The following is a 25,230-nucleotide window of genomic DNA, read 5'->3' as shown; positions in this document are numbered from 1 at the left end:
CAGCCAGGGCATCAGGTCATCTGACGGTCAGCGTGGCCCGGACCGCGCCAGCCGGACGCAGCGTGACCATCGGTACGACCTCCAGCCGCTCGCCACGCGTGTCGACCCGGTATCGGGTGAGCAACGCGCTCAGCAGGACGGTCATCTCCAGCAGCGCGAAGTGTTCGCCGATGCAACTGCGTGGGCCGCCACCGAATGGGAAGTAGGCGTAGCGCGGCCGATCCTGCTGCCCGAGGAACCGGTCCGGCTCGAAGCGCTCCGGGTCGGGCCAGAATTCCGGATGCCGGTGCGTGACCCAGGGGGCAACCACCACCTTGGTATTGGCCGGAATGCGGTGTCCGGAGACCACGACGTCGGATTCGGCCATCCGCTCCATGCTGTACACGGGCGGGTACAGCCGCATGCCTTCCATGATCGCGGCCCGCACCAGCTCCTGGTCGCCCTCGGCGGCCCCGGCCGCGACTCGTTCCTGCACCTCATGATGCTGACCCAGCAGGTGCATGGTGAAAGCCAACCCCGCCGAGGTCGTCTCGTGCCCGGCGAGCAGGAACACGAGCATCTGGTCCCGGATCTCCTCCATGGACAGGGTCTGCCCGGTCTCCGGATCCTTGGCCGCGAACAGCCGGCTGAGCATGTCCTCGGTCTCCTCGCCGCCGGTTCGCTGGCGGGCGGCGATGATGCGGTCGATGATGTCGTACTGGGTGGCGCGGACCTGCGTGATCCGGCGCGACCGTGGAGTCGGCCAGCTCAGGGGCAGCTTGACGACCTGTAGGGCGCGCGCCAGCGCGAGGTCCCCCAGGATGGGCATGAGCTCCTGCAGCCGGGGAACGACCTCGTCGATGTCGTCGCCGAACAGCGCCCGGCCGACCACCCGCATCGTGTAACGCTGCATGACCTGGTAGAGGTCCACCGCGGACCCGGCGGTGACCGCCATGTCGTCGACGACGCGGGCCGCCTCCTCGGCCATCAGCTCGGTGTAGCGGGCCACCCGGCGCGGCGTGAACAGCGGTTGCAGCGTCCGCCGCTGATGCAGCCAACGGTCTCCGTCGCTGGTCAACAGGCCCTCACCGATGAACTCCCGAAGGATTTCGTACGCGCTCGCGCGACGGCTGAAGACCTGGGGCGTGGTGAGGACCTGATGGATGCCCTCCGGGTGGTGCACGTTCACCACGTCGACGCTGACGGCGCGTGGCCCCCGTGGCAGCCCGACGTGGTAGGCCACCACATCGCCGTACCTGTGGAAGCCGTTCAGGATCGATCCCAGCAGGTCGTGGCGGAGTTCCGGCAACATGCCGAGGAGCGGATGCCCGGTCGGGCCCGGTACGGCGGTGGCCTTGGACAACTGTGTCGTCACGGTGATCCCCGTTCAGTCGATCGACGGACGTCGACTATGTTTCCACGCGCCGCACCCCTTTTTCAGCGCTGAATTCCCGCAGCCCGCAGCGATGGTCATCGCTGTCGCCGTCGCTAGCAGGCAAGAGATCGGCACCAACCGACGCCTCGCCGGTCGGTCGAGGAACGACAGCCGGGCGTGGCACCGCTGGACGGCGCACGCCCGGCTGTGCGGGGCGGCGGGCGCGGCTGCCGCGCTCGCGTCGGCGAGGGCTCACCAGTGGCGGTACGACGTCCAGTCGAAGTCCGCGTGGACGCCCTCGGCGCCCAGGTCCTGAACCCACAGGCCGACGAACGCGCCGGTGAAGCCCCAGCCCTCAGGCTCACCATCCACCAGAGTCGCGGCGTACTCGTCGGACAGGATCGTGGCGTCGAGCTCTGCCGGCAGTTCGATCCAGCGCGCCTCGCCGGCCAGTTGATAGGCGAAGGTCAGACGCGGGCCGTCGAAGGTGGCCCGCAGCGTGATGTCGCCCGCGCTCGGCAGGTCGACGTGGCACGCGTCGTGCATGACCCGCCGACCGTTGTCGCACGACATCACCTCAAGTACCGGCTGACCGTCGTCGTCGGCGGTCACGTAGGCGTAGTGCCAGTTGCGGGTGTTGTAGTAGGCGGTGACGCCGGCGAGCTGGCGGTAGTTGGCCGGCTCGAAGTGCATGGCGGCCGTCAGCTCGCACTGCTGCGAGGTCACGCGACGCGCGACCAGGCTCGGACGGCGCCGACCGACCGGCGACTGGCCGCCGTGGATCCGCAGGAAAGAGGGGTGCGAGGTGAGATCCACCCAGTCCTCGGTGGCGGGACGGCGCAGCGTCGACCACTCGGGGCCGAGCACCGGCTCGGTGAAGTCGTCCCGCTCCTCCGGCAGGTCCGCTGGCGGCTCAGCCTCGCCCGGCACGGGTACGAGCACCGCCGGTATCCCGTCCTCGATGCGCGGCCACTCCCCCTCGGGCCAGTGCACCTCCTGGATCGCGGTCTCCCGGCCGAGCACGCACCGGCCGAGGGGGGTGTACGGCCGGGCCGTCAGGTGCGCCAGGTACCAACGTCCGTCCGGCGTGGACACCAGGCTGCCGTGACCGGACTTCTGCAACTCCAGCTCGGGGCGGCCCTGCGAGGTGAGCAGCGGGCCGTCCGGATGGGCCTCGTACGGCCCGAACAGGCTACGGGAGCGGGCCATCGTCGCCTGGTGCGTCCAGGAGGTGCCGCCCTCCGCGGTCAGCAGGTAGTACCAGCCGTCCTTCTGGTACACGTGCGGCGCCTCGGTGACGCCGGCGGTGGTTCCCTGGAAGATCGTCCGCTCGGTGCCGACCAGGCGACGGGCCTCGCGGTCGTACTGCTGGATCTGAATGCCCGCGAACCGGTTACGGCCCGGCCGCCAGTCGGCGACCATCGACAGCATCCAGGTGGTGCCGTCCTCGTCGTGGAACAGCGACGGGTCGAACCCGCGCCCGTGCAGGACGACCGGGTCGGACCAGGGGCCGGCGAGGTCGCGGGCGGTCACCAGATAGTTCTGCGGATCCCAGTATCCGCTGGCGAAGCTTGCCACGTCGGCGTACAGGAGATGGAACTCGCCGTCCACATAGGACAGATCGGGCGCCCACACGCCGTTGGAGTCGCCCGCTCCACTCAGGTCGAGAAGCCGCCGCTCGGTGATGACGCCACCGAGCGGGCGCCAGTGCACCAGGTCGGTCGAGTGGTGCAGCCGGACGCCCGGGTACCACTCGAAGGTCGACGTGGCGATGTAGTAGTCAGTGCCGACGCGCAAGATCGACGGGTCGGGGTTGAAGCCGGGAAGGACCGGGTTTCGGATCAGCCGGCCAGGCACCTCGCCGCCGTGGGGCCCGGCCTCTGCCGGACTCTTTGTTGCGGTCGTCATTTCGCTTCTCCGTAACGGTAGCCTCGTCGAAAGTTTCGACGAGGTTCGATCGCCTGATCGGCACAGACTAGCCGCTATTGCACCTTAGTGACAATGGCGTTGGCCTGTACAGCCGCGTCATGTCCACTGTCGCTTGCTTCCGGAAGTTGCTCCGATAGTTCACCTTCACCACCTTCTTGCGGGCTTCGTAATGACGGGCCGGGCGGCCCACTCCGGCACCGCTGACAGCCGGCCAGATCAGGTGGTGAGGCGACCTGCCGACCAGAGGCGCGGGCGGCCGGCACGGCACGGCCCGCTGACCGATACGGCCACCGGGCGACCGCCACCGGTGCTGACGCGCCCGGTCCACGAGACCCCGACAGCGGTGTCACCGCCCCGACAACGTGCCGAAGCTGTGGTCGTGGTGGGCGGCTCGCACGCCGTGCTGTGGCTGGCCGAGCGCGTCAGGGGGCGTCGCGCCCTGGCACTGTGTACCCGGCCCGTCGTTTCCAGAGGACACCGCGAACACGCCGGGGCAATAGAGCCGTCGGAGAAAATCTCGCCGCCGCCACCCGACTGGCTGCGGATCCGCATCATTCAGCGGCGGAAGAATTGCGTGGCCCCGGGCGTCGCCACCGTTGTCAGCCGACTAATGCCGCCACGTTCCGCCGCCCTCTCAGCGGCACAGCCGGACGGCATCCAGGAACTGCGGGCGTAACGCTGGGTGGCACCCGGACGGCGGCAGACGTGCGCGCTGGTGATGGCCCGTGCAGCTGCGGATGGAATGTTTGCGCGGTACAGGCGGGATGCGAGGCTGAACGCGTGGCCTCCCGACCGGCGTACACGTGAACGATCCTCGGCCGCCCGGCGGCCCCCCTGCGGCAGCCCGACGACATCCTCGCCACGCCCGCCCGCCGGTGACGCCCGGATGAGCCTGGTGTCGGCGTTCGTACCGATCTGGATCCTCACCGCGGTCGGCTACGCGGCCTGTCGTCAGGGCCTGCTGGGCGAGGCGGCGGCGTCGGTGCTCGGCCGGTTCGTGTTCCACCTCGCGATGCCGTCCGCCCTGTTCCTGGCCCTGTCCCGAATGCCGCTGTCCGGGTTCGACGGCCGCTCGCTGCTCGCCTTCGCAGTGAGCACCGTCGCGGTCGTCGGGTTCGGGTGGGCCGCCGCGAGCTGGCTGTTCGGTCGCAGGCCCGGCGAACGGCCGATCTGGGGCATGGCCGCCGGGTACGTGAACTCGGCGAACCTCGGCATCCCGATCGCCACGCAGGTTCTCGGCAACGTGTCGTTCCTGGCGGAGGTGGTGCTGCTGCAGGTGCTGGTGGTGACGCCCGTGATCCTGGTCGCCCTGGACCGGCACAGCGACCCGGCCGGGCGGGTACGCGTCCGCCGTATCGCCTCCCTGCCGGTCCGCAACCCGGTGATCCTGGCGTCGCTGCTCGGTGTCGCGTGCTCGGCCGCCGACCTGCGACTGCCGTCGGCGGCCGGCGCATCGCTCACACTGCTCTCCGCTGCCGCGGTTCCGGCCGCCCTGGTCGCGCTCGGCGCGTCGCTGCACGCTACAGCGCCGTCGCGGGCAGAGCCGGCGGAGCCAGCCGGGCTGGCCGAGCTGGCCGTGATCACCGCGCTGAAACTCGTCGCACAGCCGGTCGTCGCGTACGTGACCGGGCTGGCCCTGCACCTGTCCGCGCCACAGTTGCTCGCCGTGGTGGTGTGCGCTGGCCTGCCGACGGCGCAGAACACGTTCATCTACAGCCAGGAGTACGGCGTCGGCGAGGCGGTGACCAACCGGGCGGTGCTGGTGACCACGACGCTGTCGCTGGCCACAGTGGCCGCGGCGGCGACGCTGCTCGGCTAGGTACGTCAGCTGACTGGACCGTGGCTCGAATCCCAGCGAACGCGACGCCGCCGCCGTCATCGACGCCCGGCAGGACGACAGCAGGGATGCCGATGGGCCGCCGAGGCGCCGCGCGCGCGTCGGCGGCCCACCCTCTCAGCCGTTGTCGATCAGGCTGGCGATCTCGTTGTAGATCAGGTGCGCCTTCGCGCCCTGGTTCGACGGACAACCGCCGAGGTGGTGCAGGGCGATCACCCGGTGGCTGCCGTTGAGCACCGGTGAACCCGAGTTGCCGCCGGAGGTGTCACAGCTGTAGCTGATGTTCCAGGTGTTGTAGTTCGCGTTCCGCACGGTGCAGGTCGCGCCGTTCTGGGTGTCCTCGTAGATAGACAGCCGCTTCGCGCTACCGTCGCCGTGCCCGGGAATGTAGATCCGGGTGCCGTTGCTGGTGGCGGTGGTCGCCAGGTACAGCGTGCCGAATCCCTGGATGGCGGCGAAGTTGTTGACCGAGAACAGGGTGTAGTCGAGTTGGCTGGAGCCGCCGCTGCTCACCCGGTAGAGGGTGGCACCGCTGACCTTGGTGCCGGCGCCGGGATTCGCGCCGCCGCAGGTGGCGCACTGGTAGTTGAACTGCATCTCGCTGCCGCTCACCGCGGACTGCGTGGAGAAGCAGTGCTTGTTCGTCAGCATCCGGTTGGTGTTGCCGACCCGCCAGGTGGTGCACATTCCACCGCCGCTGATCAGCAACCGCGCCACCGCCATGCCACGGGCGTACTCGGTGGGGTGGCTGTTCTGGTAGCACACCACGTCGCGGCGGGCGTCCGTGCTGCACACGGACTGGGTGGAGAAGTTGTGCGCGGTGATCTCCGCGCGGTCGTATCCGCGCCAGAACCGGTCGATGGTGGCCGCGCTGCCCCGTCCGGGGCGACTGCTGTGCAGTGTCACCACTGCGGTGTCGCCGTCCACCGACATCGCCCAGAAACCCGGCCGTCCGTCGGTGGTGTAGTCCGAACCGGTCGCCCGGTTCAGGTGGCGGTCGTACCGGTAGCTCTCCTTGCCGTCGCGGCTCGACACCGTGACGTAGTCGCCCTCGGCCAGTCGCAGTGAGCTGAAGTGCACCTTGACGTACGTGGCGCCGGGGTGCTGGATGACCTGTGTCCCCCCGTTGGGGGCGTAGGACAGCGAACTGTCGACGGTGCGGAGTTCGCCGATCGTGGTCACACCCTCTGCCGAAAACTGGTTCGATTCGGGTGCCCGCTCGGATGGTGGCGCGAGAGGGGCAACCGAGTACGCCTCGGCGGCGGGTACCGACAGTAGGCTCAGCCCGAGTGTGCAGGCAGCGAGCGCGACCGCCCCCGTTCGTAGGCGGCGCAGGGCATGTTTCATCTGTCGCTCCTTCTCAGGAATCAGCACCGAGACGTGCCTTCGGCCTTCCTACCTGAGATGACGCAAGAGATATAATCCCATCTATGTCATAGCGGTACGGCTAGATCAGCCGACGCCGTATCCGCCACACCACCACACCGATCAGGATCGCCGCGACGGCGACGAACACTGCCGCCTCGATGAACTGGAACGTCCAGAACCGGTCCGCCGGATGGTAGACCCCGAACCGCTGGATGCCCCGCGCGTGCAGGAACTGGTTGAGGTTGGCGCCGGCCCGGTCGGCGGCGTCCTCCATCTCGTGGTACTCGGTCCCGCTCAACCTGCGCCCGGTGGCGTCCGCGTAGCCGCGTTCGATCACCCAGTCGGCGAAGCCGGGCACGGCCCGGCGCCCGGCCTGGTCCGTCGAGCCGCCGACCGGAACCGGCTCCGTGGCGGTCAGCGGCGTGGCGTACGCGGGACGGGCCAGCAGCGCCACCGACATCCGGGCGGCGAGGAACGCCCCGAACGCGACGCCGAACGCGGGCAGGCTGCGCCGCAGGATCGCCCCGGCGGCGGTGGCGACGCCGAACGCGAACAGCGCGTACGCCACCGGAACAAGTCCTTCCAGGTCGAAGGCGTCGTACTGGAACCGCCCCTCCCAGGCGTCGAACGGCTGACGGAACCAGGTGAGCACCGCGGTGAACATCCCGGTGAGCGCGACGGTGACGCCGGCGAGTGCCGCGAGCTTGGCCGCCAGCCAACGCATCCGCGGCACGGCCTGCGTCCAGGCGAGCTGCCACGTGCCGTCCTCCAGCTCGCGCGCGAGCAGCGGCGCACCGAGGAACGCACCGATGACGACGGGGACCAGGTAGAAGCCCGCCAGCAGGTTCTCGACGTACCCGTACTCCTCGTCGAGCCGGCGGAAGGAGGCCGCGCAGGCCCCGTTGACACCGGCGTCTCCCGCGCACCGGGCGGGACCGCCGGGGAACAGGTCGTGGGCCTGCGTCCCGAGCACGAGCAGGACGACGGCGAACATGCCGACGAACAGGCCCAGGACGCAGACCTCGGCCCGGTGCTGGCGCCAGATCAGCCACGTCATGCCGGCACCTCGGACGGGACGGTGACGCTCGGCTCGGACGGCCGGCGCAGGTACGCCAGCACCAGCTCCTCCAGCGCGACCGGCTGCGCCTGCCACCCGGGCGCGGTCGGGAGCCCGCCGTCGCGTACCAGCAGGCTCGTGTGGCGATCGCTGTGGACGGCCTCCACGACGGCGCCGGCCCGGTCGAGGTCGGTGGGCGTGCGCGGGCCGACGAGTCGCCGGTGCTCGGCGAGGAGGGTGTCGATGTCACCGGTGAGCGTGACCCGGCCGTTGTTGAGCACGACCAGGTGGTCGCAGACACGCTCCAACTCGTGCACGACGTGGGAGGAGAACAGGACGGTCACCCCACCGTCGGCCACCGCACCCATGAGGACCTGGAGGAACTCGTGCCGGGCCAGCGGGTCGAGGCTGGCCACCGGCTCGTCGAGGACGAGCAGGTCCGGCCGCTTCGCCAGCGCCAACGCCAACGCGACCTGGGCCTGCTGGCCGCCGGAGAGCGTGCCGGCCCTGCGGTCGAGCGGGATGGCCAGCTTCGCCAGCCGGCGCTCCGCCAACCCCTGGTCGAACCGGAGGTTGCAGGCCCGGCCGAAGCGGAGCATCTCGGCGACGGTGAAGCGCTTGTACAGCGGGTGGTCCTGGGCCAGGAACCCGACCCGGGACAGCGTCTGTGGGGTGCTGGCGGTGACGTCGTGGCCGAGGACCTCCACAGTGCCGGTGCTCGGTGCCAGCAACCCGACGACCAGGCGCAGCAGTGTGGTCTTGCCCGCGCCGTTCGGCCCGACCAGGGCGATCACACCGCCCGCCGGCAGGGCCAGTGTGCAGTCGCGCAGCGCCCAGCCCTTCCGGTATCGCTTGCCCACGGCGTCGGTGCGCAGCGCGAACTGGGTCGCCGTCACGCCACGTCCTCGTTCCTCGTCTGCTGGTGCACGGAGGTGAAGAGCGCGTTGACCGCCTGCTCGTCGAGGCCGGCCGCGTAGGCGCGGCGCAACCAGGTCGCCAGGCCGCGGCGCAGCGACGTGTACGTCGATGCCGACATCGCGGCCGACTGCTGCTCATTGACGAACGTGCCCTGGCCGGGCCGGCCGGTGACCAGGTTCTCCTGCTCCATCTGCCGGTACGCCTTGGCGACGGTGTTCGGATTGATCGCCAGGTCCTCGACCACCTCACGGATGAGCGGGAGGCGGTCACCGGGTTGGAGGAAGCCCAGCAGCACCGCCTGGCGGACCTGCTGGACGAGTTGCAGGTACGGCGGCACACCGGAGTGGGTGTCGAGCCGGAAGACGAACACGATGACCCCTTACTGATTTACTAGGAACATAGTAAAGCGGCACGGTGACGGTCAAGAAGGGCCGCCCGCCCATCCGAGCGCGGCAGCGGATCCGGGGGCCACGCCAGCCCGCGCCGGCGGCCGGCACCCGCGGTCGGGGCCGACCTCAGAAAATCATGATGTTTCGACCACGCCGGCCTCGCGTTGTTGAGACCCTTGTTACTCGCCAGCGCCGGGCCCGGCCGGCCATGGTTTCGCCGGCCAGGGGTGCGCGACGGCCCCTCGATGTGGGGGTGGGACGTGGTTGGCGGGTCTGCGGCGCAACGGTGGCGTGACGTCGCGCCGTTGGTCGCGTTGACGGTGCCGGTGCTGGCCGGCGCGGGGTTGTGGTTCGCGGGCCAGCGCGGGGCCGCTGACGTGTGCTGGGCGGCGACGACCGCGGTCACCCTGCTGGTCACGCTGCGCTGGTTGGTCCAGTCGTTGCGGCGGCACCGGATCGGCGTGGACGTGATCGCGACTCTGGCTCTGGTCACCTCGCTGCTGGTCGGTGAGTACCTGGCCGGGGCGGTGGTGGCGCTGATGCTGGCCAGCGGGCACACGTTGGAGCGCTACGCCCAGGGGCGGGCCACTCGGGACCTGCACGAACTGCTGGCGCGAGCACCCCGCCGGGCACGACGCCGCGGTCCGGACGGCGACATCCAGGACGTCGACGTGAACGACATCCGAAAAGACGATCGGCTGCTGGTCGGGCCGGGTGAGGTCGTGCCAGTGGACGGCTTCGCCGAGGACGCGGCGACGCTGGACGAGTCCGCGGTGACCGGCGAGTCCCAGGCGATCGAGCGCCGGGCCGGGGACCGGCTGGCCAGTGGAGTGGTCAACGCGGGCGCGGCGTTCGGGTTGCGGGTCGCGTCGGTGGCGGCCGAGAGCACCTACGCGGGAATCGTCCGGCTCGCGGAGGAAGCGAACGCGGAAAAGGCGCCACTGGTGCGCCTGGCTGACCGGTACTCGGCGGCGTTCGTGCCGTTCACCCTGATCCTGGCCGGTATCGCGTGGGCGGTCTCCGGGCAGTTCGTGCGGGCGGTGGCGGTACTGGTGGTGGCGACTCCGTGCCCGTTGCTGCTGGCCACCCCGATCGCGATAGTGGCGGGGTTGTCAAGGGCGGCCCGGCGCGGTGTGCTGGTCCGCAACGGCGGCTCGCTGGAACTACTGGGCCGGGCGCGGACGCTGCTCGTGGACAAGACCGGGACGCTGACGGCAGGGCGTCCGGAGATGGCCAGGGTGCTGACCGCGCCGGGCGGGGACGGGGACGAACTGCTGCGGATGGCCGCCTCGGTCGAACAACTGTCCTCCCATGTGCTGGCCGCCGCGATCGTGCGGGCCGCCAAGGACCGGAGCAGTCGGCTCGTGGCGCCCACCGAGGTGACGGAGGAGCCCGGACAGGGGGTGAGCGGCCGGGTCGACGGGCGGCTGGTCCGGGTCGGCCAACACGGCGGTGACGTACCGGACTGGGCCGCACGCGCACGGCAGCAGGCGGAGGAGGACGGCCTGTCGACGGTCTGGGTGGGCCTGGACGGCGTCCTCGCCGGGGCGGTGCTTCTCCGCGACCCGGTACGGCCCGACGCGAAGGACACCGTACGACGGCTGCGGCAGGCCGGCTTCCAACGGGTGATCATGGTGACCGGGGACCGGCCGGAGGTCGCCGAACGGGTGGCCCGCGCGGTGGGCGTGGATGACGTGGTCGCGCGCTGCTCCCCGCACGAGAAGGTGGCCCGGGTACGGACCGAGTCCGACCGGGCGGTGACGGTGATGGTCGGCGACGGGATCAACGACGCGCCCGCGCTGGCAACCGCCGGAGTGGGCGTGGCACTGGGGGCTACCGGGGCGACGGCCTCGGCGGACGTGGCGGATGCGGTGCTGTCGGTGGACCGGCTGGACCGGTTGGCGGACGCGGTGGAGATCGCCCGCCGGTCGCGGACGATCGCGGCGCAGAGTGCTGGCGTGGGCATGGGATTGGCGGTGGTGGCGATGATCGCCGCCGCGTTCGGCCTGCTGCCCCCGGTGGCTGGCGCGTTCCTACAGGAGGGCATCGACGTGGCCGTGATCCTCAACGCGCTACGCGCTCTCGGCAGCGGCAGGACCCGCAGTTGAGCGCCGGCAAACCGGGGCGCAGCGCGAACGCGCCGAGCACGGCCGGCGGGTCGTCGGCGTTACCCTGCCCACCGACGGCGCACCGCCGGTCTTCTACGGGGTCAGCTCAGCTACTGGCAGTGCCTCGTCCAGCCGAGCGGCGGCCAGGTCGTCGTGACGGATCACGAAACCCCCGTCACTGCGGTAATAGCGCTCGTTGTCCACGGGAAAACGGGCCAGCGACACCCACTCACTCGTCAGCCGGTGCGTCTCCAGCTCCACATGGGAATACCATTTCGCGACCGGGATGACGATCTCGCCGGTCTTCTCGCGCCACGCGAGGGTCTGCTCCGCAAAACTCTTGATGACCTCCCCGTCGGCGTACCCGCCGATACAGGCGCTGGCGTACCCGTTGTCAGACGGCCAGAGATCGTTGGCCAGCGCACAGAGCTCGTCCAGGTGCGGCAGGTCACGTTCGAGGTCACGGGTCACCTGCTGCTGCACAGGCGACAGGTCGTCCTCGTCCTCGTCGCCGTCCTCGTCCTCGTCGACCCCGAACCAACCGGGGAACTCCGCGCGCAGCGTGGCAGAGACGTCGTACTGCTCGCCGACGAACGCGTCGTCGGTGGATCCCGTCGCTGCCTCGGTATCGGTACCGGCCGGCACATACACGACTCGCCCGTACCTCCGCTCCCCGGTGGCAGCCGCCTGCTCGTGGTTCAGAAAGAACAGCATCGAGCCGTCTGCCGGCAGGCCGAAACCGTCGACTCTCGGCAGCGCCGCACAGTCGACCGAGAAGACGAACGGCAACGGACTGACCCCGTCGGACGGCCAGTCCATGCCCACCGGCAGTCGGGGCAACCCACCGAACCGCCCGACCGGAACACCGCCGGATCCCCCGCTCAACCGGATCGACAGACGCAGGTGCTGGACGAACCGGCCGACCTCGTCGTCCGGGAGGCCGATCGCGAGCGCTGCGTGACGAAACTGCCCCTCATGATCCATAGCGCACCATGGTGCCACGCAGGCGACAACCAGAGGACGGAGCCCGGCAACCGTGTGCGCCCGCTCCGACCTGAGCGGATGCCGCCCTACCGTCGCGGCGGGACGCCAACGCTGTGCCCTGCCACCCGGCGGGTCTACGCTCTGGCACGCGGCCACCCGCACGATCTTCGGCTGTCCTCGGTGTGAGGCGAAGGCCGACAACCCGGTCGGCCGGACGTCGAAGGACAGTGGCGCACAGAGCACGAGTTGTTAGATGGTGGTTCAGGACCGGCGGGGCGCGTGCGAACGATGTACCCGATTCCCTGCAAGGACTGAGCGTCGACGACCGTAAGGTCGGCCGGCCGCAGTGTGCCATGCCCTGGCTGGCCATTTGCGTGAAGGAGGTGCGGCGATGGGGCTTGGCGTATATATCGAGAACCAGGTGCACGAGCAACGCTATGCCGGCGTGGAAGCAGGCTCCTCGCTGCAACGCCTGGTGGCGGCGAGCGACCGGGAGCGGCACCACCTGGTGTCGAGGATCGATTCCTACGGCGACACCATGATCAACCTGATCCAGCTGCCGCAGTTGACCGCAGAGCTGGACGAGATCGCGAGCCGCAAACCGGAGCTCCGGGTCGACGTTCAGGCGCTGGGGGTGCTCATCGAGGAGGCGACCCGGGCGCGCGGATATCTCTGGATCTCCGGTGACTGAGGCCGGCACCGGCCGGGACGGACAGGTTGGGGTACGAGCCGGTGCGCCATTCACAGCCAACCAGTTCCTTGGCAGCGGCCAGGCGTGCAGTCATTCCCTCAGAGACGGGGAACCATCGAGCTCTTCCATCCGCTGACCGTGGAGCGCGCGAAGCGCGTCGAGCGCGACTGCGGTGAGAACGGCGCGGCCGACACCGGCACGGCCGAGCAACTCCATCCCTCGGGTGACGGCGACGAAGTAGACCGCCAGCGATTGCACGTTCGCATCTTCCGGGAGATCCCCGTCCTCCCGCGCATGTTCCAGGCATTGGGCATAGACCTCGGCGAGCTGCTCGATACCGGCCTTCGTGGCCGTTGACAGCTGGTCATCCTCGCCTGTCGATTCGACAAGCGCCCGCGTGGTCAGCGAGACCCGCCGATCACTGCCACTGAGCTCGATCGCCAGCCGGAGCATGTGACCTCGAATTTGTTCCAGCGCTGACGCGTCCGCGTGTCCGAGTGCTTCCGAGACGGCGCGCGTCGCTTCCTCCCGGTCCTCGGAAAGCGCTCGGAGGAACAATTCCCGCTTCCCGCCGAAGGCGTTGTACAAGCTCTGCTTCCCCAGACCGGTGGCCCGCACCAGATCGTCCAGCGTCGCAGCCGCGAGGCCGTGCGCCGCGAACACCTCGCCGGCGCTGCTGACGACATCACTCTCGACGAACTTGCGGGGACGAGGCATGTGAGCAAGCATACGTTATTGACCATATGGTCAAAAACCTGTTAGCGTGGTTGGGGCGCCGGTCGATACGCGACTCCTGGCGGGCGCCAGCAATGCAGTTCCGGTAGCGACACCAGGGCTTAGGAAAGAGCGAAGTGAGAAGCAACGAAGAGGTTGTCCGCGAGGCATACCGGCTGGCGGAAGGAAGCGTCCTGGACGGGGATGGCTTTCGCGCCCTGTTCACGGAGGACGGGGCGTTCAACGACATGCCGAACTCGATGAGCTTCCGCGGGGACGAGATTCCGCAGGCATTGATGGGCTTCGCCAGCGTCTTTCCCGACGTCCACCGCGAGCTACTCGGCGTGCATGCGCTGGGTGCTGTCGTCGCCGTCGAACTCCGAATTCAGGGAACGCATCTCGGCGGGTTCCCCACCCCGGTCGGTGAAATCCCGCCGACCGGCAACCGGATCGACGTGCCGACGGCGGATCTCTGGCACCTCCGGGACGGAAAAATCGAAAGATTCGACTGCTACAACGCGGCGAACGTGCTGCTCGCACAAATCGGTGCGAAGCCCGACTTCGACTCGGCAATCGAGGCCGCCACGACAGCCGCCGCAGGGGCGTAGCTCCATCAACTGACCCCACACCCCGAACGGAGTCCGATCATGTATCAGATCAGGACCTACACCCTGCGCACGGCAGAAGCGCTCCAGCAGTACGCCACAGTGCACTGGCCGCGGCACGTCACCAGCATGCCCGCCTTCGGCGTCACAGTGCACGGCTTCTGGACCGATCACCAGGCCGGCGCGCACCGGTTGATCGCCCTGCTCTCGTTTCGGGAGGACACCCACCCCGCCGCATTCACCACCGCTTACGTGGCGAGCCCCGAACTGGCCGCGGACATGCAGGGCTTCGACGTCAGCGACATCGTCGACGTCGAGGAACTGCTGCTCGATGCGGTCGCCGGATCTCCACTGGCCTGAGCGAGGATTGACTGTCGCATTGGCGGGGCGGTTCCGTTCACACTGAACCGCCTCCGGACGCGGCACCGTCGGATGTGGCGAGCCCGCCGGCGGTGCCGCGATTGCACTGCGCGGCAGCCGTCGTCCACAGTACTGGCCCTCGTCGCATCCACGTGCAGACCTGGGGCTCGGTGCTCGTCGGCAAATTTACTGACCCCACCGGATCGACCATGGCTGGTAGCGTGCGCCGAACATGAAGATCACGGGGGTAACATCGATGAACCGAATTCGACTCGTCCTGACCGGCGTGGCCGTTGCGGCGGCTCTCGCAGCGTCCGGCTGCGATCCACAGCCCAAGTCCGAGGACGCCGCGACCTCGCCGTCCCCGGTGGCCTCGAGCGCCGCCCCGACCGGCGGTGCGGCCACCACCGCGGCCAACCCGGCAGCCAACAACGCGGCCACAGTGAAGGCCTGCACCGACATCAAGAAGGACATCAAGGACAACGCGACCAAGGTCGCCGAGGCCGAGAAGATCGGCCCACCAGCCGGGCACTTCGCGGTCAGTGCCCAGTGGGCCGCCGGGTCGGTCGCGATCCTGGCGCACTCGATGGGCGCCAACGAGGCAGTCACCACCGCCTCCGAGAAGGTCCAGAACGAGATGATGGGCCTGAGCGACGCGTACAACAAGTCCGCCGACGCCAAGCCCAGCAAGAAGGCACTGGAAGCCGCTATCAAGGAGCTGGACACCGCCTGCTCGGCCGCCTGACCGATCCGACCACGCAATCGGCGGTGACCTGTCAGCCGTGCCTGCGATCACGCGTCGTCGGTCGGTATGTCCTCGAGGTGCTCGATCTCGACGACATGGAGGCCCGTGTCGTCGACCGACAGCTCCTCGTGGATCCGGTCGCCCCGGTCGCTCATCGAGGTCTTCGACGACCACCAGGGATCCCGCACACAGCGGCCCCGCCACAGCAGGGTCGTCTCGGTGGGGCTGACGAAGTAGCCGGCCAGGCCCCGCCGCGTACCGAGGGCGATCCCCGCACCGGCGGCGGCCAGCGGCTGGCCGGCGGGGGCCGCCGTCACGCCCAGGTCGACGAAGGCCTCGCCGTCGGAGCTGCCCGAGACCACCGTGATCGCCGGTCCGCCCCGGGCCACCTCGCTCACCAGCACCCAGCCCCGTTCCCACTTCCCGGCCCGGTGCCGGGCGAGGACCCGCCGGTCGACCTCGGCGAGGTTGGCCAGGCTCTGAACGGTCACCTCGTCGGCCTTCAGCACGAACGCGCCGGCCCGGGAGAACCGGATCCGCAGCCCGGCGTTGCCGTGGGCGATGCCGCTGACCGTGGGGTCGCCGTCGGCTGCCAGCCAGGTGCTCACCTGGGCACCGTCGTGCGAGGCGTAGTCGTAGCCGGTGGGAACGCCGGGCGGATCTGGCGTGAAGGGGATGCCGAGTGCGTCCAGGGTGGTGTGCTTCACCCACCCCCCGTCGTCGAAGACACCGACGTCGCCGAGTTCCATCCGCGCCCCGGGCAGCCAGACCGGCAGCCGGTCGAACCGACCCCGGGTCTCGTGCCAGAGACTGGTCAGCAGGCTGGTCATCGAGCGCCTCCGTCGGCGGGACCGGCGTACGTGGGAACCGGCTCGATCCGCAGGCCCGCGTACGCGTGAATGGAATACAGCAGACCGAGCGGGTTGCCCCGGTCCTGCAGGAGCCGCCACTTCGCTTCGTGCAGGGCCTGCCCTACGTCGTGCCGCTCGACGAGGAGGTTCAGGTAGAACCACTTCGAGATCTCCGCGGCGATCCGGTCCGGCACGTTCGCGATGGTGCCGATGATGCCCCGATTGCGATTGTGCCGGAACGGCTTGTGCAACGACGCCGCGCTCGTCGGGTCCATCGCCACGGTGCCGCAACCGTTCAGGAACACCAACGGCATGTCCGGTCGCGGCCCCGGTCGGGCGGCCATCACCTCGGCGGCCCAGATCCGCATCATCTCCTCAACGAGTTCCTCCAGCGGTACCACCAGCTTGCGGCCCTGCTCGTCGGAGAGGTGGTAGGCATACCGGGTGGTGTCGCCGTCGGCTGCCTGGCAGTGACAGGAGAAGTGGACCACCTGGTCGAGCGGGCCGTCCCGGTTGTGGTCAAGCCCGAGCGCCGGGTCGCAGAGTTGCTGCGCCAGCGTCGGCGCCGCCGGGTCGTCGCTGTCTTTCGGGTACGGCCCCCTCAGCAGGAACAGGGCGTCCTTGCCCCGGAAGAAGCCCACCTCCTGCTGCACTCCCGGGAAACTGGCGTCGTACACCATCCGGATCGGGAGTCCGTCCCAGCCGTTCAGGGAGGTGGAATCGGGCAGGTGATCCGGGTCGCGGCGTTCGACGACAGCCGCGAAACCGGGGAAGGCCAGCGCCGCCCGTTCCAACTCTGCCTGGTTGCCGGCCCGCACCGTGGAGGTCGGGGCGAACAACGGCAGCAACTCCCAGGGGAAGTACTGGTTCGGTTCGGCGATGGCGTGGATCAACGGGGTACGGCTCTGCCGGCTCTGCCAGGTCGGGCAGGCCGCCTGTAGGAACAGCGACAACCGAGGGAAGTCCCGTTGCGGGTCGTGCAGCACGTCGAAGAGAAATATCCGCCCGGCGGCCGCGAGGTTGCCTAGCGCCTCGCTTGCGGCGTCGGTCGCGACCGGCCAGTACTGCCGGCAACTCGCCACTACCCGCCCGACCAGCCTCCCGAGTTTGGCGCAGTGTTCGCGCACGATGTCCGGGTCGACCAGTTGGATGTCCGTCGGCGCCGGCCCGCGGGCGGCGGTGAGCCGCAGGCAGATGCCCTTGTCGTTGACAGTGGTCCGGGCCGTCACGTCAGGAGAGCGGAACAGTGGCAGGTCCACCCGTGCCCTCCTCTCCGCTTACCGCCAACAGCCGGATCGGCAGCGACTGGACAAGCCGACCTGATGACAGCAGGGTGATTCGCAGGTCGGCACCACCGGGCACGTCGATCCGCAGGGTGCTGTCCAAGCGGGCCAGTCCGCCGTCGACCCGGCAGGTGGTGCGCAGTTCCGGGTCGGACACGTCGACGAACGGGGCGTCGACCAACAGGGTGAGGTCGACGTCGTCGGCCCGTGCGCCGCTGCTGACAGCGAGCGGGCGCCAGACCTGTGGGTCGGCTAGCGCGGGTCGCCGCCCCGGCTCGTCCGCGAAGGCCCGGTGCCCGGTCGCCACGAGCACCGTGAGGTGGCACAGCTCGCCGACCGGGATACGCCACGTCGGCTGCGGATCTTCGTTGTGGACCGGTTCGGCGCTGGTCAGCCCGGCGCCGAGCGCACCGCGGAACGCCACCGGTTCGGCCGGGGTGAGTGTCTGCCGGAGTTCATCCTGCACCCGGTCGATGACCTGGCTGCTCAGTCGGGCCGCCAGGCGTTCGGTGACAGCCGGCGACAGGCTGGCCGGACCACCGCCCATCGGCATCGGACCGCGCCCCGGCCATCCGTCGGCCGGGACGACCACCGGCAGCCCGGCACCGGTCGTCTCGGCCCCGGTCGGGGCGACCTCCTCCAACAGGCCGAGCACCGCGCGCAGCCCGGCCCAGTCCTTCAGCTCGCCGAACGCCATGGCGGCGTCCATCAACAGCTGCCGTCCGCCGGTCCGGTCCCCGGCGCGCAGCCGGATCTCGCCCTTGACCCGGGTCAGCCGCGCGGTGAGCGGAGCCAGCACCTCGGGCTTCTCGCCCGATCCCTGCACCGCGGCCAGCTCACCCTCGGCGGCGTGCGCGACGTGGTCCGCCTCCACCAGCCGGCCCATCGCCAGGATCGCCCGGGCCAGCAGACACTGGGTCCGTATCGTCCCGAGCGGGTTGCCCATCTGCCGGAAGGTCAGTAACGCGTGGGCGGCTCGCCGGACGGCTGTCGTGGCGAGTTCCGGGTCTCGACCGCCGCCGGTCCCGTCCTCGTACTGGTCGAGAGCGAGACGTGCGGTCCGGTACCGCACGTTCGCCACGCGGCGCAGGTCCCCGTCGACCAGCCGGGCAGCCTGACCGAGGTAGTCACCGGCGGACTGCCAGTCCCCCCGTCGGCGACCCGCCTCGGCCAGGGACAGATAGATCCGGTAGCGGGTGGCGTCGGAAAGCGCGGGGTCGAGCAGTTCGTCGTAGACGGCCTCCGCCGTGTCGACGTGGTGCGCCTCGGCGAACAGGATCCGGATCAGTCGCTGCTCCGGTCCGTCCGCTATGGTCTCCGCCCGGGCGAGCGCGTCCTCCAGCTTCTCCACAGCGCGTTGGTACGCGGCGGCCTGCAGGAATCCCTCACCCATCTTCCGCAGGGCGATCGCGATCCGACGCTCGGCCTCGTCGCGCGCCGCCGACCGGTCCCCGAGCAGGCGGTGCGACAACGCGATCGCCCGGTCCAGCGTCTGCTCGGCGTCCCGGTACCGTTCCACGGCCACCAGGAAGGTGCCCTTGGCGAGCAGCACGTCCACCTGGGCGAGGACGTTGCCGTCGCGCTCGGCGGCGCGGGCCGCCTGGGTGTACGCCGCCAGCGTCGCCGCCGAGCTCACCCCGTCGGCGACACAGCCGTCAAGCCAGGCGCCGACCCGCCAGTGCAACTGCGTGCCGAAGCCGGTGTCCGGCAGGGCCGCGGTGTCGTCCATCACCCGCAGCAGATTGGGGTACTCGGCCCGGACCCAGGCCTCGGGATGGTCGGCGATCCGCTGCGGGAACTTCGAGTCCGGCGCGAGCCAGTTCATCGGCCCGGGGTACGTGAAGTCGTCGTGCAGGACGGCGAGGACCGCGCTGACCACCTGGATGTAGGCGGCGGTGAGCTGGTCCAGTGCCCACTCGCGTTCGTGGGCCGGAATCCGGGCGGCCTGCGCGCCGGCGAACAGCCGCACCAGCGGGTGCAGCCGGTACCGGGCCACCTCCGACACCTCGTCCATGCCGAGGTCTTCGAGTAGTTGGGCCGCGGACAGCCGGTCGACCAGGGCCTCCACCTCGGCCGGTGGCAGGTCCATCAGCGGGCCCAGCACCCACGGCACGAAGGTGGGTGACGGAATCAGCGCGAGCATGGCCAACGCCCGCTGTTCCTTCGGCAGCAGCCGGCCGTACTCGGTCTGCAGGTGGGCCCGCAGGGACCGACCGGGGCGGTCCAACCAGCCGAGGCGGGACCGCGGCTCGCGCAGCAGCCCGGCAATCTGGCAGATGTCGGCGCCGTCGTTGGAGACGCGCTCGGCAGCGGCCCGGACGGCGAGCGGGAGCCGTCCGCACAACGACACGATCTCGGCGGCACATTCCGGCCGGACGGTCTCGGCGGTCCGCGAGACGGCCCGGAAGATGGCCAGCGCCTCATCGTCGTCTGGCAGGCCCAACGGGTACGACGGTTCGGCCAGCGAATCGGACCAGGTCATGCCGCGCCGACAGGTGATGATCACGGCGGCGGCGGAGTCGCTCGGCAGTACGTGCCGGACCTGGTCGGCGTTGCGGGCGGCGTCCAGGATGAACAGGATCTTCTTCTTCGCCGTCAGTGACCGGAAGACCATCGCCCGGCCGACCGCGGTGTCGGGCATCTCGCTCCAGCCCAACGCCAGCAGGAGCTCCTTGAGGATCTCCATCGGTGTGCGGGCGGCGCCACCGGTGCCGAGGTTCACGAACAGTTGCCCGTGGGGGTAGCGGCGGGCGAGCCGCCGGGCCAACTCGTCGGCCAGGGCGGTCTTGCCGACCCCCGGCATGCCGTGCAGAAGCAGGATCACCGGTCCGGCGGCGCCGCGTCGGTCCGCCGTCCGCCGTCCGCCGCGCCGGAAGATCGACCGTACGCCGCCGGTGCGGATCGCCCGTTGCCGGTCGTGTAGTTCCTGCAGGTCGGCCAGTTCACGCTCGCGGCCCCGGAAGAGCTCGTCCCGAGGCGGCAGGGTGGGCACCACCTGGTTGCGCCACCAGCCCAGCCATCGGGTGAGCCGGAAGCGTGGCTCCATCCGGTCCCGGCGCGGTCGGGCCGGCTTGGCGCGCTTGCTCTTGCGGGCGGCCGGCGGGTCCACCCGCGACTGTTCGTAACTGGCCTCGGGCGACTCGACCAGAATCACCGCGGCCGCGCCGAGCGTGCCGATCGCCAGCAGCGCCGCCAGTTGCAGCTTGGCGGGTATGTTGTCGTAGATGGTGCCGAGCACGCTGGCCAGCACGGTCACCGCCGCGGCGATCAGGAGCCGGAACCGCTTGAGGCGTCGGCGTAACCGCCGGATCGACCAGCGTAACGACAAGGAAGCCATCCCATCTGGGCCGGTTGGAGAGCATCACGTTCCCGCTCGGGTGCCGGCCGGGTCGGTCGGCTGCCGGCCGACCGCGGCCATCCATTCCCGGACACCCGGCAACGGTCTCAGCGGTTGGGCGGGCAGTGAGGACTCCACCTCCCACAGCTGCCGGCCGACCCGCCGTACGCCCTGTTCGTCACCGAGCTTCGAGAACGCCTGTTCGGCAGCGGAGAGCAGGTCGACCGCCTCCTGGCCGCGCTCGGCCCGGTGGTACGCCGCCGCCAGCCAGGTCGCCGACTCTGCCTCGATCCAGCGGTCCCCGCAGCGGCGGAACGTCCCGTGACACTCCTCCAGCTCCGGGACGGCCCCGCTGAGGTTCCCGTCGGCGAGGTGCGCCCGGCCGAGGGCGAGCCGTGCGTATCCGCTGCCGTAGCGGTGCCGCAACGTGGTGAAACCTTCCAACGCCGCCGAGCTGAACTCGCGGCTCTGGTCGTACTTGCCACGGTCGAGGAGGGTCAGGGCGCGGTGCAGCCTGATCCACGGCCGGCGCAGTCGCTGCCAGCCGTCGGGGTCACCGGTGAGCCGCTCGGCCTCGGCGAGGGTGTTGCCCGCCTCCGGGTCGCCGCACTCCCGCAACACCTGCGCGTACGCCAGCAGCACGGCGGGAAGTTGCCGCGCGCCCGACGGTCCCCCGCTGGCGCAGAGCCGTCGGGCCTGCTCGAAGTACCGGGTGGCCGTATCCAGGTCCTTGCGCGGAGCCTGCAGAGCGGTCAACTCGCAGAGCACTCGGATGTGCTCGTCGCGGTCGTCGGCGTTCTGGACGCTGCGCTCGGCGGCGAGCAGGTCCGCCTCGGCCTGCGGCAGTTGGCGTAGCCGCCGGCGCAGGCTGCCGGTCACCCGCAGTGCCCGGGCCAGTGTGCGCGGCGACTGACTGCCACGTTTCGCGGCGTCTTCGGCACCGGTCATGGCCTCGTCGATCCAGCCGAGTTCGGCGTTGACCTCGGCCAGCGCGGCGAGGGTGAGACCTTCCTCGGTGGCGAACGCCAGCGCCCCGGAGTCGGTGCTCGACACCGCGGCGGCGCGTTCCCGGCACAGGGCGAGTGACTCCCGGGCGGAGTTCAGGGCGGCGTCGAGTTGACCCCGGTCCAGGAACTCGAAGACCGTCATGCGCAGGAAATCATCGGCGTTGCGTTCGTTGCGCCGGCGCCGTCCCTCGGAGAGTTCCCGCCGGGCACGCCGCTGCTGCGGGCTCGTCAGGTAGCTGTCGAGATGGGTGGCGGCGTAGGCGTGGACGTAGACCGGAACCCGGAAGGTCAGCAGCCCGGAGTGGTCGTCCACCCGACGTTCCACGAACCGGGCGGAGGCGAGATGGTCGAGGAATCGGCCAGCGACGTTTTCGGGCATGGTGCGATCGGCGAAAGCGCCGTTGAACAGCATCGCCAGCATCCACCGCTCCACCCGGCGCCGGTCGGCCAGGCCGAGCAGGACCAGCGCCTCCCGCTCCTCCCGGGTGAGCAGGGCGAAGGCCAGGTCGAGGATGCCGGAGAAGGCGACGACCTTCCTTCGTTGCAGATCGGTGGCCATGTCCCGCATGCGCCGGACGGCGATCTCCAAGGTCCAGTTCTTGCGTACGGCGAGCACCGCCCCGGCCATCTGGATCGCCACCGGATAGCCGGCCGCGGCGGCCACGATCTGCTGCGCCTCTTCCGGTTCGGCGCCGATCCGGTCGCCCCCGACCAGCCGGTCGAGCAGGGCGGTGGCGGCATCGTCCCCCAGCGGCTCCAGCGCCACCGGGAACTGTCCAGGGAACCCGGGGACCGCACCGCGGGCGGTGACCATGGTGAGGCAGCCGGGGCCGGCCGGCAACAGTGGTCGGATCTGGTCCGGGTCGCCGATGTTGTCGAGGATGACCAGCACCCGCCGGCGCCGCGTCCAGTCCCTGTACCAGCGGCCGAGATCCGCGCGCTCCGGCATGACCTCCCGTGGCCCGCGCAGGGCTCGCACGAAGGTCTCCAACCGGTCCTCGGTCAACTGGTCGTCGGCGCTGTCGAACCGGAGCATCAGCTGCCCGTCGGGATAGTGGTCCGACACCAGGTGGGCCATTCTGATCGCCAACGCGGTCTTTCCGATCCCTGGTTCGCCGTAGATGACGATCAGCGCACCGCCGTCCCGGTCGGGCCGGGCGAGGTGGTCGCACATCTCATCCAGCTCACGGTCCCGGCCGGCCAGCAGGCCGGGCGGCGGGGGCAGTTCGGCGGGCACGATCCGCTGCCGGCGCGAGCTGCCGGAGGCCAGGTCCAGACCGCCGGGCACGACCGCCATCGCGGGTGCCGCCGCACGCCGACGACGGATCAGCGTCTGAACTATCCGTGCGCCGAACGCACCGACGACGAAGACCACGACGAACGCGAGGGCCGGGTAGAGAAAGTCGTACGTCAAAGTGCTGGCGCTGGGAAAGCCGATCGGTAGCGCGAACGGGATGAAGCGTGCCGCGTTAACCGATCGCATCGCCACTCCTCGGTCGAGTCACTACATCATGCCGCCGCGAGGCAAACCAAAGCCAGGTCGTTGGTCCCTTCGGGATCGATAGTGGTCGCCGTGGACGAGGCGTACACGGTCTTATCGAGGAGCCGCGATGGCCCTTACGGCCGATGTCGAATCGCGCAGAAGATCCGCGACGTCCCGGGCTGATTTCGGAATCCCGCCGATCACCCGGGCATCCTCCTCTGTAGTGGACACGTCGGAGCCCGCGCGCTGCACCCCGCAGGCCCGCCGGAGAGAAGCCCGGGTTCGGTGCCGCGGAAAACCTCTCGATCCGCGCGACGGAAATCGACCACAATGCCACAGTGGAACGCGAGCGCGTGGTCAAGTTGAGCAAACGGATGTCGAAGGCACTCCGGCACGACCCCGGGCGGGCCGGCCTGGTGCTCGACCGGGCCGGCTGGACTCCCGTCGACGCCCTGCTCGCCGCCCTACGGATCGGGCGGGCCGAGCTGGATGCGGTCGTCGCGGGCAACGACAAGCAGCGGTTCGCTGTCGAGCGCGGCGCCGACGGGGTGCTGCGGATCCGGGCCAACCAGGGCCATTCGGTTCCGGTGGACCTCGGGCTGCCCCCGGTTAGCCCACCGAACCGGCTTTATCACGGCACCGGTGCCGGTGCGCTGGAGTCGATCCGGGCCACCGGCCTGCACCGGGGCGGCCGGCACCACGTCCATCTCTCCGCCGACACCGAGACCGCCCACCGGGTCGGGGCCCGACGGGCCGGTCAGGTCGTGGTCCTCACCATCGACGCGGCGGCGATGGCCGCCGCCGGGCACGTGTTCCATCGCAGCGCCAACGGCGTCTGGCTCACCGAGGCGGTCCCGGCCGACTACCTGCGATTCGAGTTCGGGAGTGGTCATTGGCGGTAGCTCCAGAGGCCGGCGTGAGCCGGCGCCGACCAGCAAGCCCGGCGCCGGGTGCCGGCTTGCCGCTGCTAGGGCCTGTTTCATAAGAACTGGCCGGCCTGCGGCGGGCCCGGACGACGACCGGCGCCGTTGCGGTTTCGTCCGGATACGACACCGGTATCCGGACGCAACCGCGCCTTGCCGGATCGCCGCCCGGACTCCGCCTCGGCTCGGCCGCCCTTATGAAACAGGCCCTAGAACCGCGCGGGTCGCCAGGACGGCCCCGCAATCTTCGGCGGTTTGGTGATCGTGGGGATGATGGCGTGCCAGGTGGCGTGCCAGGCGCTGGGAGGGAGCGCCAAGGTGGCACACACCTCGCCCGCCAATTCCCCGGGTCTGCGGCCACGCCACGGGGTGTCGACGAAGATCTGGTAGTCACCGTTGAGCTGCAAGGCAACCCGGAACAGCTCCTGATTGCGGTAGTCGTTGGCGACCCAACTGGGTCTCAGGCCGTACGTGAGCAGACGATCGCGGTCAATGTCCGTCAGGACACGTCGTCCGGCCGTACGCTCCGGCGTCTCCCACGAATGATCCGCAGCCACACGCGCGACTTCCACGTCGTACTCCATAGCTGTGAAGGAGACACCCCGCATCATGGGCACTTCCAGCGACCAGTCCCAGTGGACCAGATCGCCGTCACGCACGATGATGACGTCTGTGGATCCGCAGCCGTACACACCGCACTCGCATCGGGCGATTGCAACGGTCTTCGGCTCGGGGGCGGCCGCGAGACGATTGGTGGGAACAAGGACGTCGTACGGGTCCATCCCGAGGCCTGCTCCGGCAGAGGTCATCTCCGTACCGTTGACGTAGACCTGCACTTGGAATCCGCCGCCTGCGTCGCCGGGCAGCGGGGATACCTCCAGACGGAGAGAGTCGACTCCTGGCCGACGGACGACTCCTCCACCTGAGGCAAGGGTGAAGCCCGGGGGAACAGTGCCCGGACAGGGGATCCCAAGTTCCTCAAGCGACTTGCCCACGAGATCGCGGATATCCCAGGAAGAATCATTCACCGATGCACCGGCGAGTTCACGCAGCGTCGGAGAGTCCAGCCCGTCGACCAACGCCTGACAAGCGGAATGGATGAGGTCCGCCACGCCGTACCCGGTCTCGACGTTCCATTGCGCCACCGCGTCGTACAGGCGCTGCTCCGCGAACCCGCCGCCATTCTCAGTCACGCCAGCCATCATCCACGGCGCCTGAGAGGAACGCGCCATCATTTCACGTCTGCCGCCCTCGGTCAGCCGCTGATCGGCGGATGACGCTCAGCGC

20 protein-coding genes are annotated in these 25,230 nt (G+C 69.9%); 7 read left to right on the top strand and 13 right to left on the bottom strand.

The features are described from left to right. Positions 1-16: 16 nt before the first annotated feature. Positions 17-1,354, bottom strand: coding sequence for a cytochrome P450 (locus QSK15_RS29705; protein ID WP_285797345.1), 1,338 nt, complete (start codon positions 1,352-1,354; stop codon positions 17-19). 252 nt (positions 1,355-1,606) lie between these two features. Continuing rightward, complete coding sequence (locus QSK15_RS29700) at positions 1,607-3,262, bottom strand: glycoside hydrolase family 43 protein (RefSeq protein ID WP_285797344.1); 1,656 nt, start codon at positions 3,260-3,262, stop codon at positions 1,607-1,609. Between the two features lie 907 nt (positions 3,263-4,169). Between QSK15_RS29700 and QSK15_RS29695 the strand changes: the two genes are divergently transcribed. Then, positions 4,170-5,102: an AEC family transporter gene (locus QSK15_RS29695; protein WP_285797343.1), complete on the top strand. Its 933-nt coding sequence runs from the start codon at positions 4,170-4,172 to the stop codon at positions 5,100-5,102. Between the two features lie 135 nt (positions 5,103-5,237). Here QSK15_RS29695 and QSK15_RS29690 read toward each other — a convergent pair whose 3' ends face one another. The 4 genes from QSK15_RS29690 to QSK15_RS29675 form a co-directional block, all read right to left on the bottom strand. Then, positions 5,238-6,302, bottom strand: coding sequence for a trypsin-like serine peptidase (locus QSK15_RS29690; protein ID WP_285797342.1), 1,065 nt, complete (start codon positions 6,300-6,302; stop codon positions 5,238-5,240). 265 nt (positions 6,303-6,567) lie between these two features. Next, on the bottom strand, positions 6,568-7,545 hold the full coding sequence (locus tag QSK15_RS29685; protein WP_285797341.1) for an ABC-2 membrane transporter-related protein: 978 nt from the start codon (positions 7,543-7,545) through the stop codon (positions 6,568-6,570). Further along, entirely contained in the window at positions 7,542-8,441 is a 900-nt protein-coding gene (locus QSK15_RS29680) for an ABC transporter ATP-binding protein (protein WP_285797340.1), read from the bottom strand. The genes QSK15_RS29685 and QSK15_RS29680 overlap by 4 nt, the downstream gene beginning before the upstream one ends. After that, positions 8,438-8,833, bottom strand: a complete 396-nt coding sequence (locus tag QSK15_RS29675; RefSeq protein WP_053656509.1) for a GntR family transcriptional regulator — start codon at positions 8,831-8,833, stop codon at positions 8,438-8,440. The genes QSK15_RS29680 and QSK15_RS29675 overlap by 4 nt, the downstream gene beginning before the upstream one ends. Positions 8,834-9,097: 264 nt before the next feature. On the opposite strand from QSK15_RS29675, the gene QSK15_RS29670 reads away from it, so the two are divergent. Then, positions 9,098-10,960 carry a heavy metal translocating P-type ATPase gene (locus QSK15_RS29670; RefSeq protein WP_377619654.1) on the top strand — a complete coding sequence of 621 codons (1,863 nt, stop codon included), beginning with the start codon at positions 9,098-9,100 and terminating at the stop codon, positions 10,958-10,960. A 93-nt stretch (positions 10,961-11,053) separates the two neighbouring features. Here QSK15_RS29670 and QSK15_RS29665 read toward each other — a convergent pair whose 3' ends face one another. Beyond that, complete coding sequence (locus QSK15_RS29665) at positions 11,054-11,944, bottom strand: DUF1963 domain-containing protein (RefSeq protein ID WP_285797607.1); 891 nt, start codon at positions 11,942-11,944, stop codon at positions 11,054-11,056. A gap of 391 nt (positions 11,945-12,335) precedes the next feature. Here QSK15_RS29665 and QSK15_RS29660 point away from each other — a divergent pair, with 391 nt between their 5' ends. Then, positions 12,336-12,635, top strand: a complete 300-nt coding sequence (locus QSK15_RS29660; RefSeq protein ID WP_285797338.1) for a hypothetical protein — start codon at positions 12,336-12,338, stop codon at positions 12,633-12,635. A gap of 90 nt (positions 12,636-12,725) precedes the next feature. On the opposite strand, the gene QSK15_RS29655 is transcribed toward QSK15_RS29660, so the two are convergent. Continuing rightward, complete coding sequence (locus tag QSK15_RS29655) at positions 12,726-13,352, bottom strand: TetR/AcrR family transcriptional regulator (protein ID WP_285797337.1); 627 nt, start codon at positions 13,350-13,352, stop codon at positions 12,726-12,728. A gap of 134 nt (positions 13,353-13,486) precedes the next feature. Between QSK15_RS29655 and QSK15_RS29650 the strand changes: the two genes are divergently transcribed. The 3 genes from QSK15_RS29650 (at position 13,487) to QSK15_RS29640 (ending at position 15,059) form a co-directional block, all read left to right on the top strand. After that, on the top strand, positions 13,487-13,957 hold the full coding sequence (locus QSK15_RS29650) for a nuclear transport factor 2 family protein (protein ID WP_285797336.1): 471 nt from the start codon (positions 13,487-13,489) through the stop codon (positions 13,955-13,957). A 39-nt stretch (positions 13,958-13,996) separates the two neighbouring features. Continuing rightward, positions 13,997-14,314 (top strand): NIPSNAP family protein, encoded by a 318-nt coding sequence (locus QSK15_RS29645; RefSeq protein WP_285797335.1) that lies wholly within the window; start codon positions 13,997-13,999, stop codon positions 14,312-14,314. A 256-nt stretch (positions 14,315-14,570) separates the two neighbouring features. Then, a complete protein-coding gene (locus tag QSK15_RS29640; protein WP_285797334.1) occupies positions 14,571-15,059 on the top strand; it encodes a hypothetical protein in 489 nt (162 codons plus the stop codon). Positions 15,060-15,106: 47 nt separating this feature from the next. On the opposite strand, the gene QSK15_RS29635 is transcribed toward QSK15_RS29640, so the two are convergent. The 4 genes from QSK15_RS29635 to QSK15_RS29620 are packed head-to-tail and all read right to left on the bottom strand — an operon-like array spanning position 15,107 to position 23,020. Next, positions 15,107-15,889, bottom strand: coding sequence for a hypothetical protein (locus tag QSK15_RS29635; protein ID WP_285797333.1), 783 nt, complete (start codon positions 15,887-15,889; stop codon positions 15,107-15,109). Beyond that, positions 15,886-17,169: a CHAT domain-containing protein gene (locus QSK15_RS29630; protein WP_285797332.1), complete on the bottom strand. Its 1,284-nt coding sequence runs from the start codon at positions 17,167-17,169 to the stop codon at positions 15,886-15,888. Before QSK15_RS29630 ends, QSK15_RS29635 begins: the two co-directional genes overlap by 4 nt. After that, on the bottom strand, positions 17,141-20,521 hold the full coding sequence (locus tag QSK15_RS29625) for an NB-ARC domain-containing protein (RefSeq protein ID WP_285797331.1): 3,381 nt from the start codon (positions 20,519-20,521) through the stop codon (positions 17,141-17,143). The genes QSK15_RS29630 and QSK15_RS29625 overlap by 29 nt, the downstream gene beginning before the upstream one ends. A 33-nt stretch (positions 20,522-20,554) precedes the next feature. Then, on the bottom strand, positions 20,555-23,020 hold the full coding sequence (locus tag QSK15_RS29620; protein ID WP_285797330.1) for an AAA family ATPase: 2,466 nt from the start codon (positions 23,018-23,020) through the stop codon (positions 20,555-20,557). A 338-nt stretch (positions 23,021-23,358) separates the two neighbouring features. Here QSK15_RS29620 and QSK15_RS29615 point away from each other — a divergent pair, with 338 nt between their 5' ends. Then, positions 23,359-23,922, top strand: a complete 564-nt coding sequence (locus tag QSK15_RS29615; protein WP_285797329.1) for an RNA 2'-phosphotransferase — start codon at positions 23,359-23,361, stop codon at positions 23,920-23,922. 230 nt (positions 23,923-24,152) lie between these two features. Here QSK15_RS29615 and QSK15_RS29610 read toward each other — a convergent pair whose 3' ends face one another. Beyond that, entirely contained in the window at positions 24,153-25,145 is a 993-nt protein-coding gene (locus QSK15_RS29610; RefSeq protein ID WP_285797606.1) for a hypothetical protein, read from the bottom strand. Positions 25,146-25,230 lie beyond the last annotated feature (85 nt).

The organism is Micromonospora sp. NBRC 107095, from assembly GCF_030269705.1.
GTDB classification, from domain to species: Bacteria; Actinomycetota; Actinomycetes; order Mycobacteriales; family Micromonosporaceae; genus Micromonospora; species Micromonospora parva.
This window is presented reverse-complemented; position numbering and strand designations above follow the sequence as displayed.

Bases quoted from the DNA above. Each gene is read 5' to 3' on its own strand.
- QSK15_RS29700 (WP_285797344.1), bottom strand. From the start codon at position 3,262: ATGACGACCGCAACAAAGAGTCCGGCAGAGGCCGGGCCCCACGGCGGC.
- QSK15_RS29695 (WP_285797343.1), top strand. From the start codon at position 4,170: ATGAGCCTGGTGTCGGCGTTCGTACCGATCTGGATCCTCACCGCGGTC.
- QSK15_RS29685 (WP_285797341.1), bottom strand. From the start codon at position 7,545: ATGACGTGGCTGATCTGGCGCCAGCACCGGGCCGAGGTCTGCGTCCTG.
- QSK15_RS29670 (WP_377619654.1), top strand. From the start codon at position 9,098: ATGTGGGGGTGGGACGTGGTTGGCGGGTCTGCGGCGCAACGGTGGCGT.
- QSK15_RS29665 (WP_285797607.1), bottom strand. From the start codon at position 11,944: ATGGATCATGAGGGGCAGTTTCGTCACGCAGCGCTCGCGATCGGCCTC.
- QSK15_RS29660 (WP_285797338.1), top strand. From the start codon at position 12,336: ATGGGGCTTGGCGTATATATCGAGAACCAGGTGCACGAGCAACGCTAT.
- QSK15_RS29655 (WP_285797337.1), bottom strand. From the start codon at position 13,352: ATGCCTCGTCCCCGCAAGTTCGTCGAGAGTGATGTCGTCAGCAGCGCC.
- QSK15_RS29645 (WP_285797335.1), top strand. From the start codon at position 13,997: ATGTATCAGATCAGGACCTACACCCTGCGCACGGCAGAAGCGCTCCAG.
- QSK15_RS29640 (WP_285797334.1), top strand. From the start codon at position 14,571: ATGAACCGAATTCGACTCGTCCTGACCGGCGTGGCCGTTGCGGCGGCT.
- QSK15_RS29635 (WP_285797333.1), bottom strand. From the start codon at position 15,889: ATGACCAGCCTGCTGACCAGTCTCTGGCACGAGACCCGGGGTCGGTTC.
- QSK15_RS29620 (WP_285797330.1), bottom strand. From the start codon at position 23,020: ATGCGATCGGTTAACGCGGCACGCTTCATCCCGTTCGCGCTACCGATC.
- QSK15_RS29610 (WP_285797606.1), bottom strand. From the start codon at position 25,145: ATGGCTGGCGTGACTGAGAATGGCGGCGGGTTCGCGGAGCAGCGCCTG.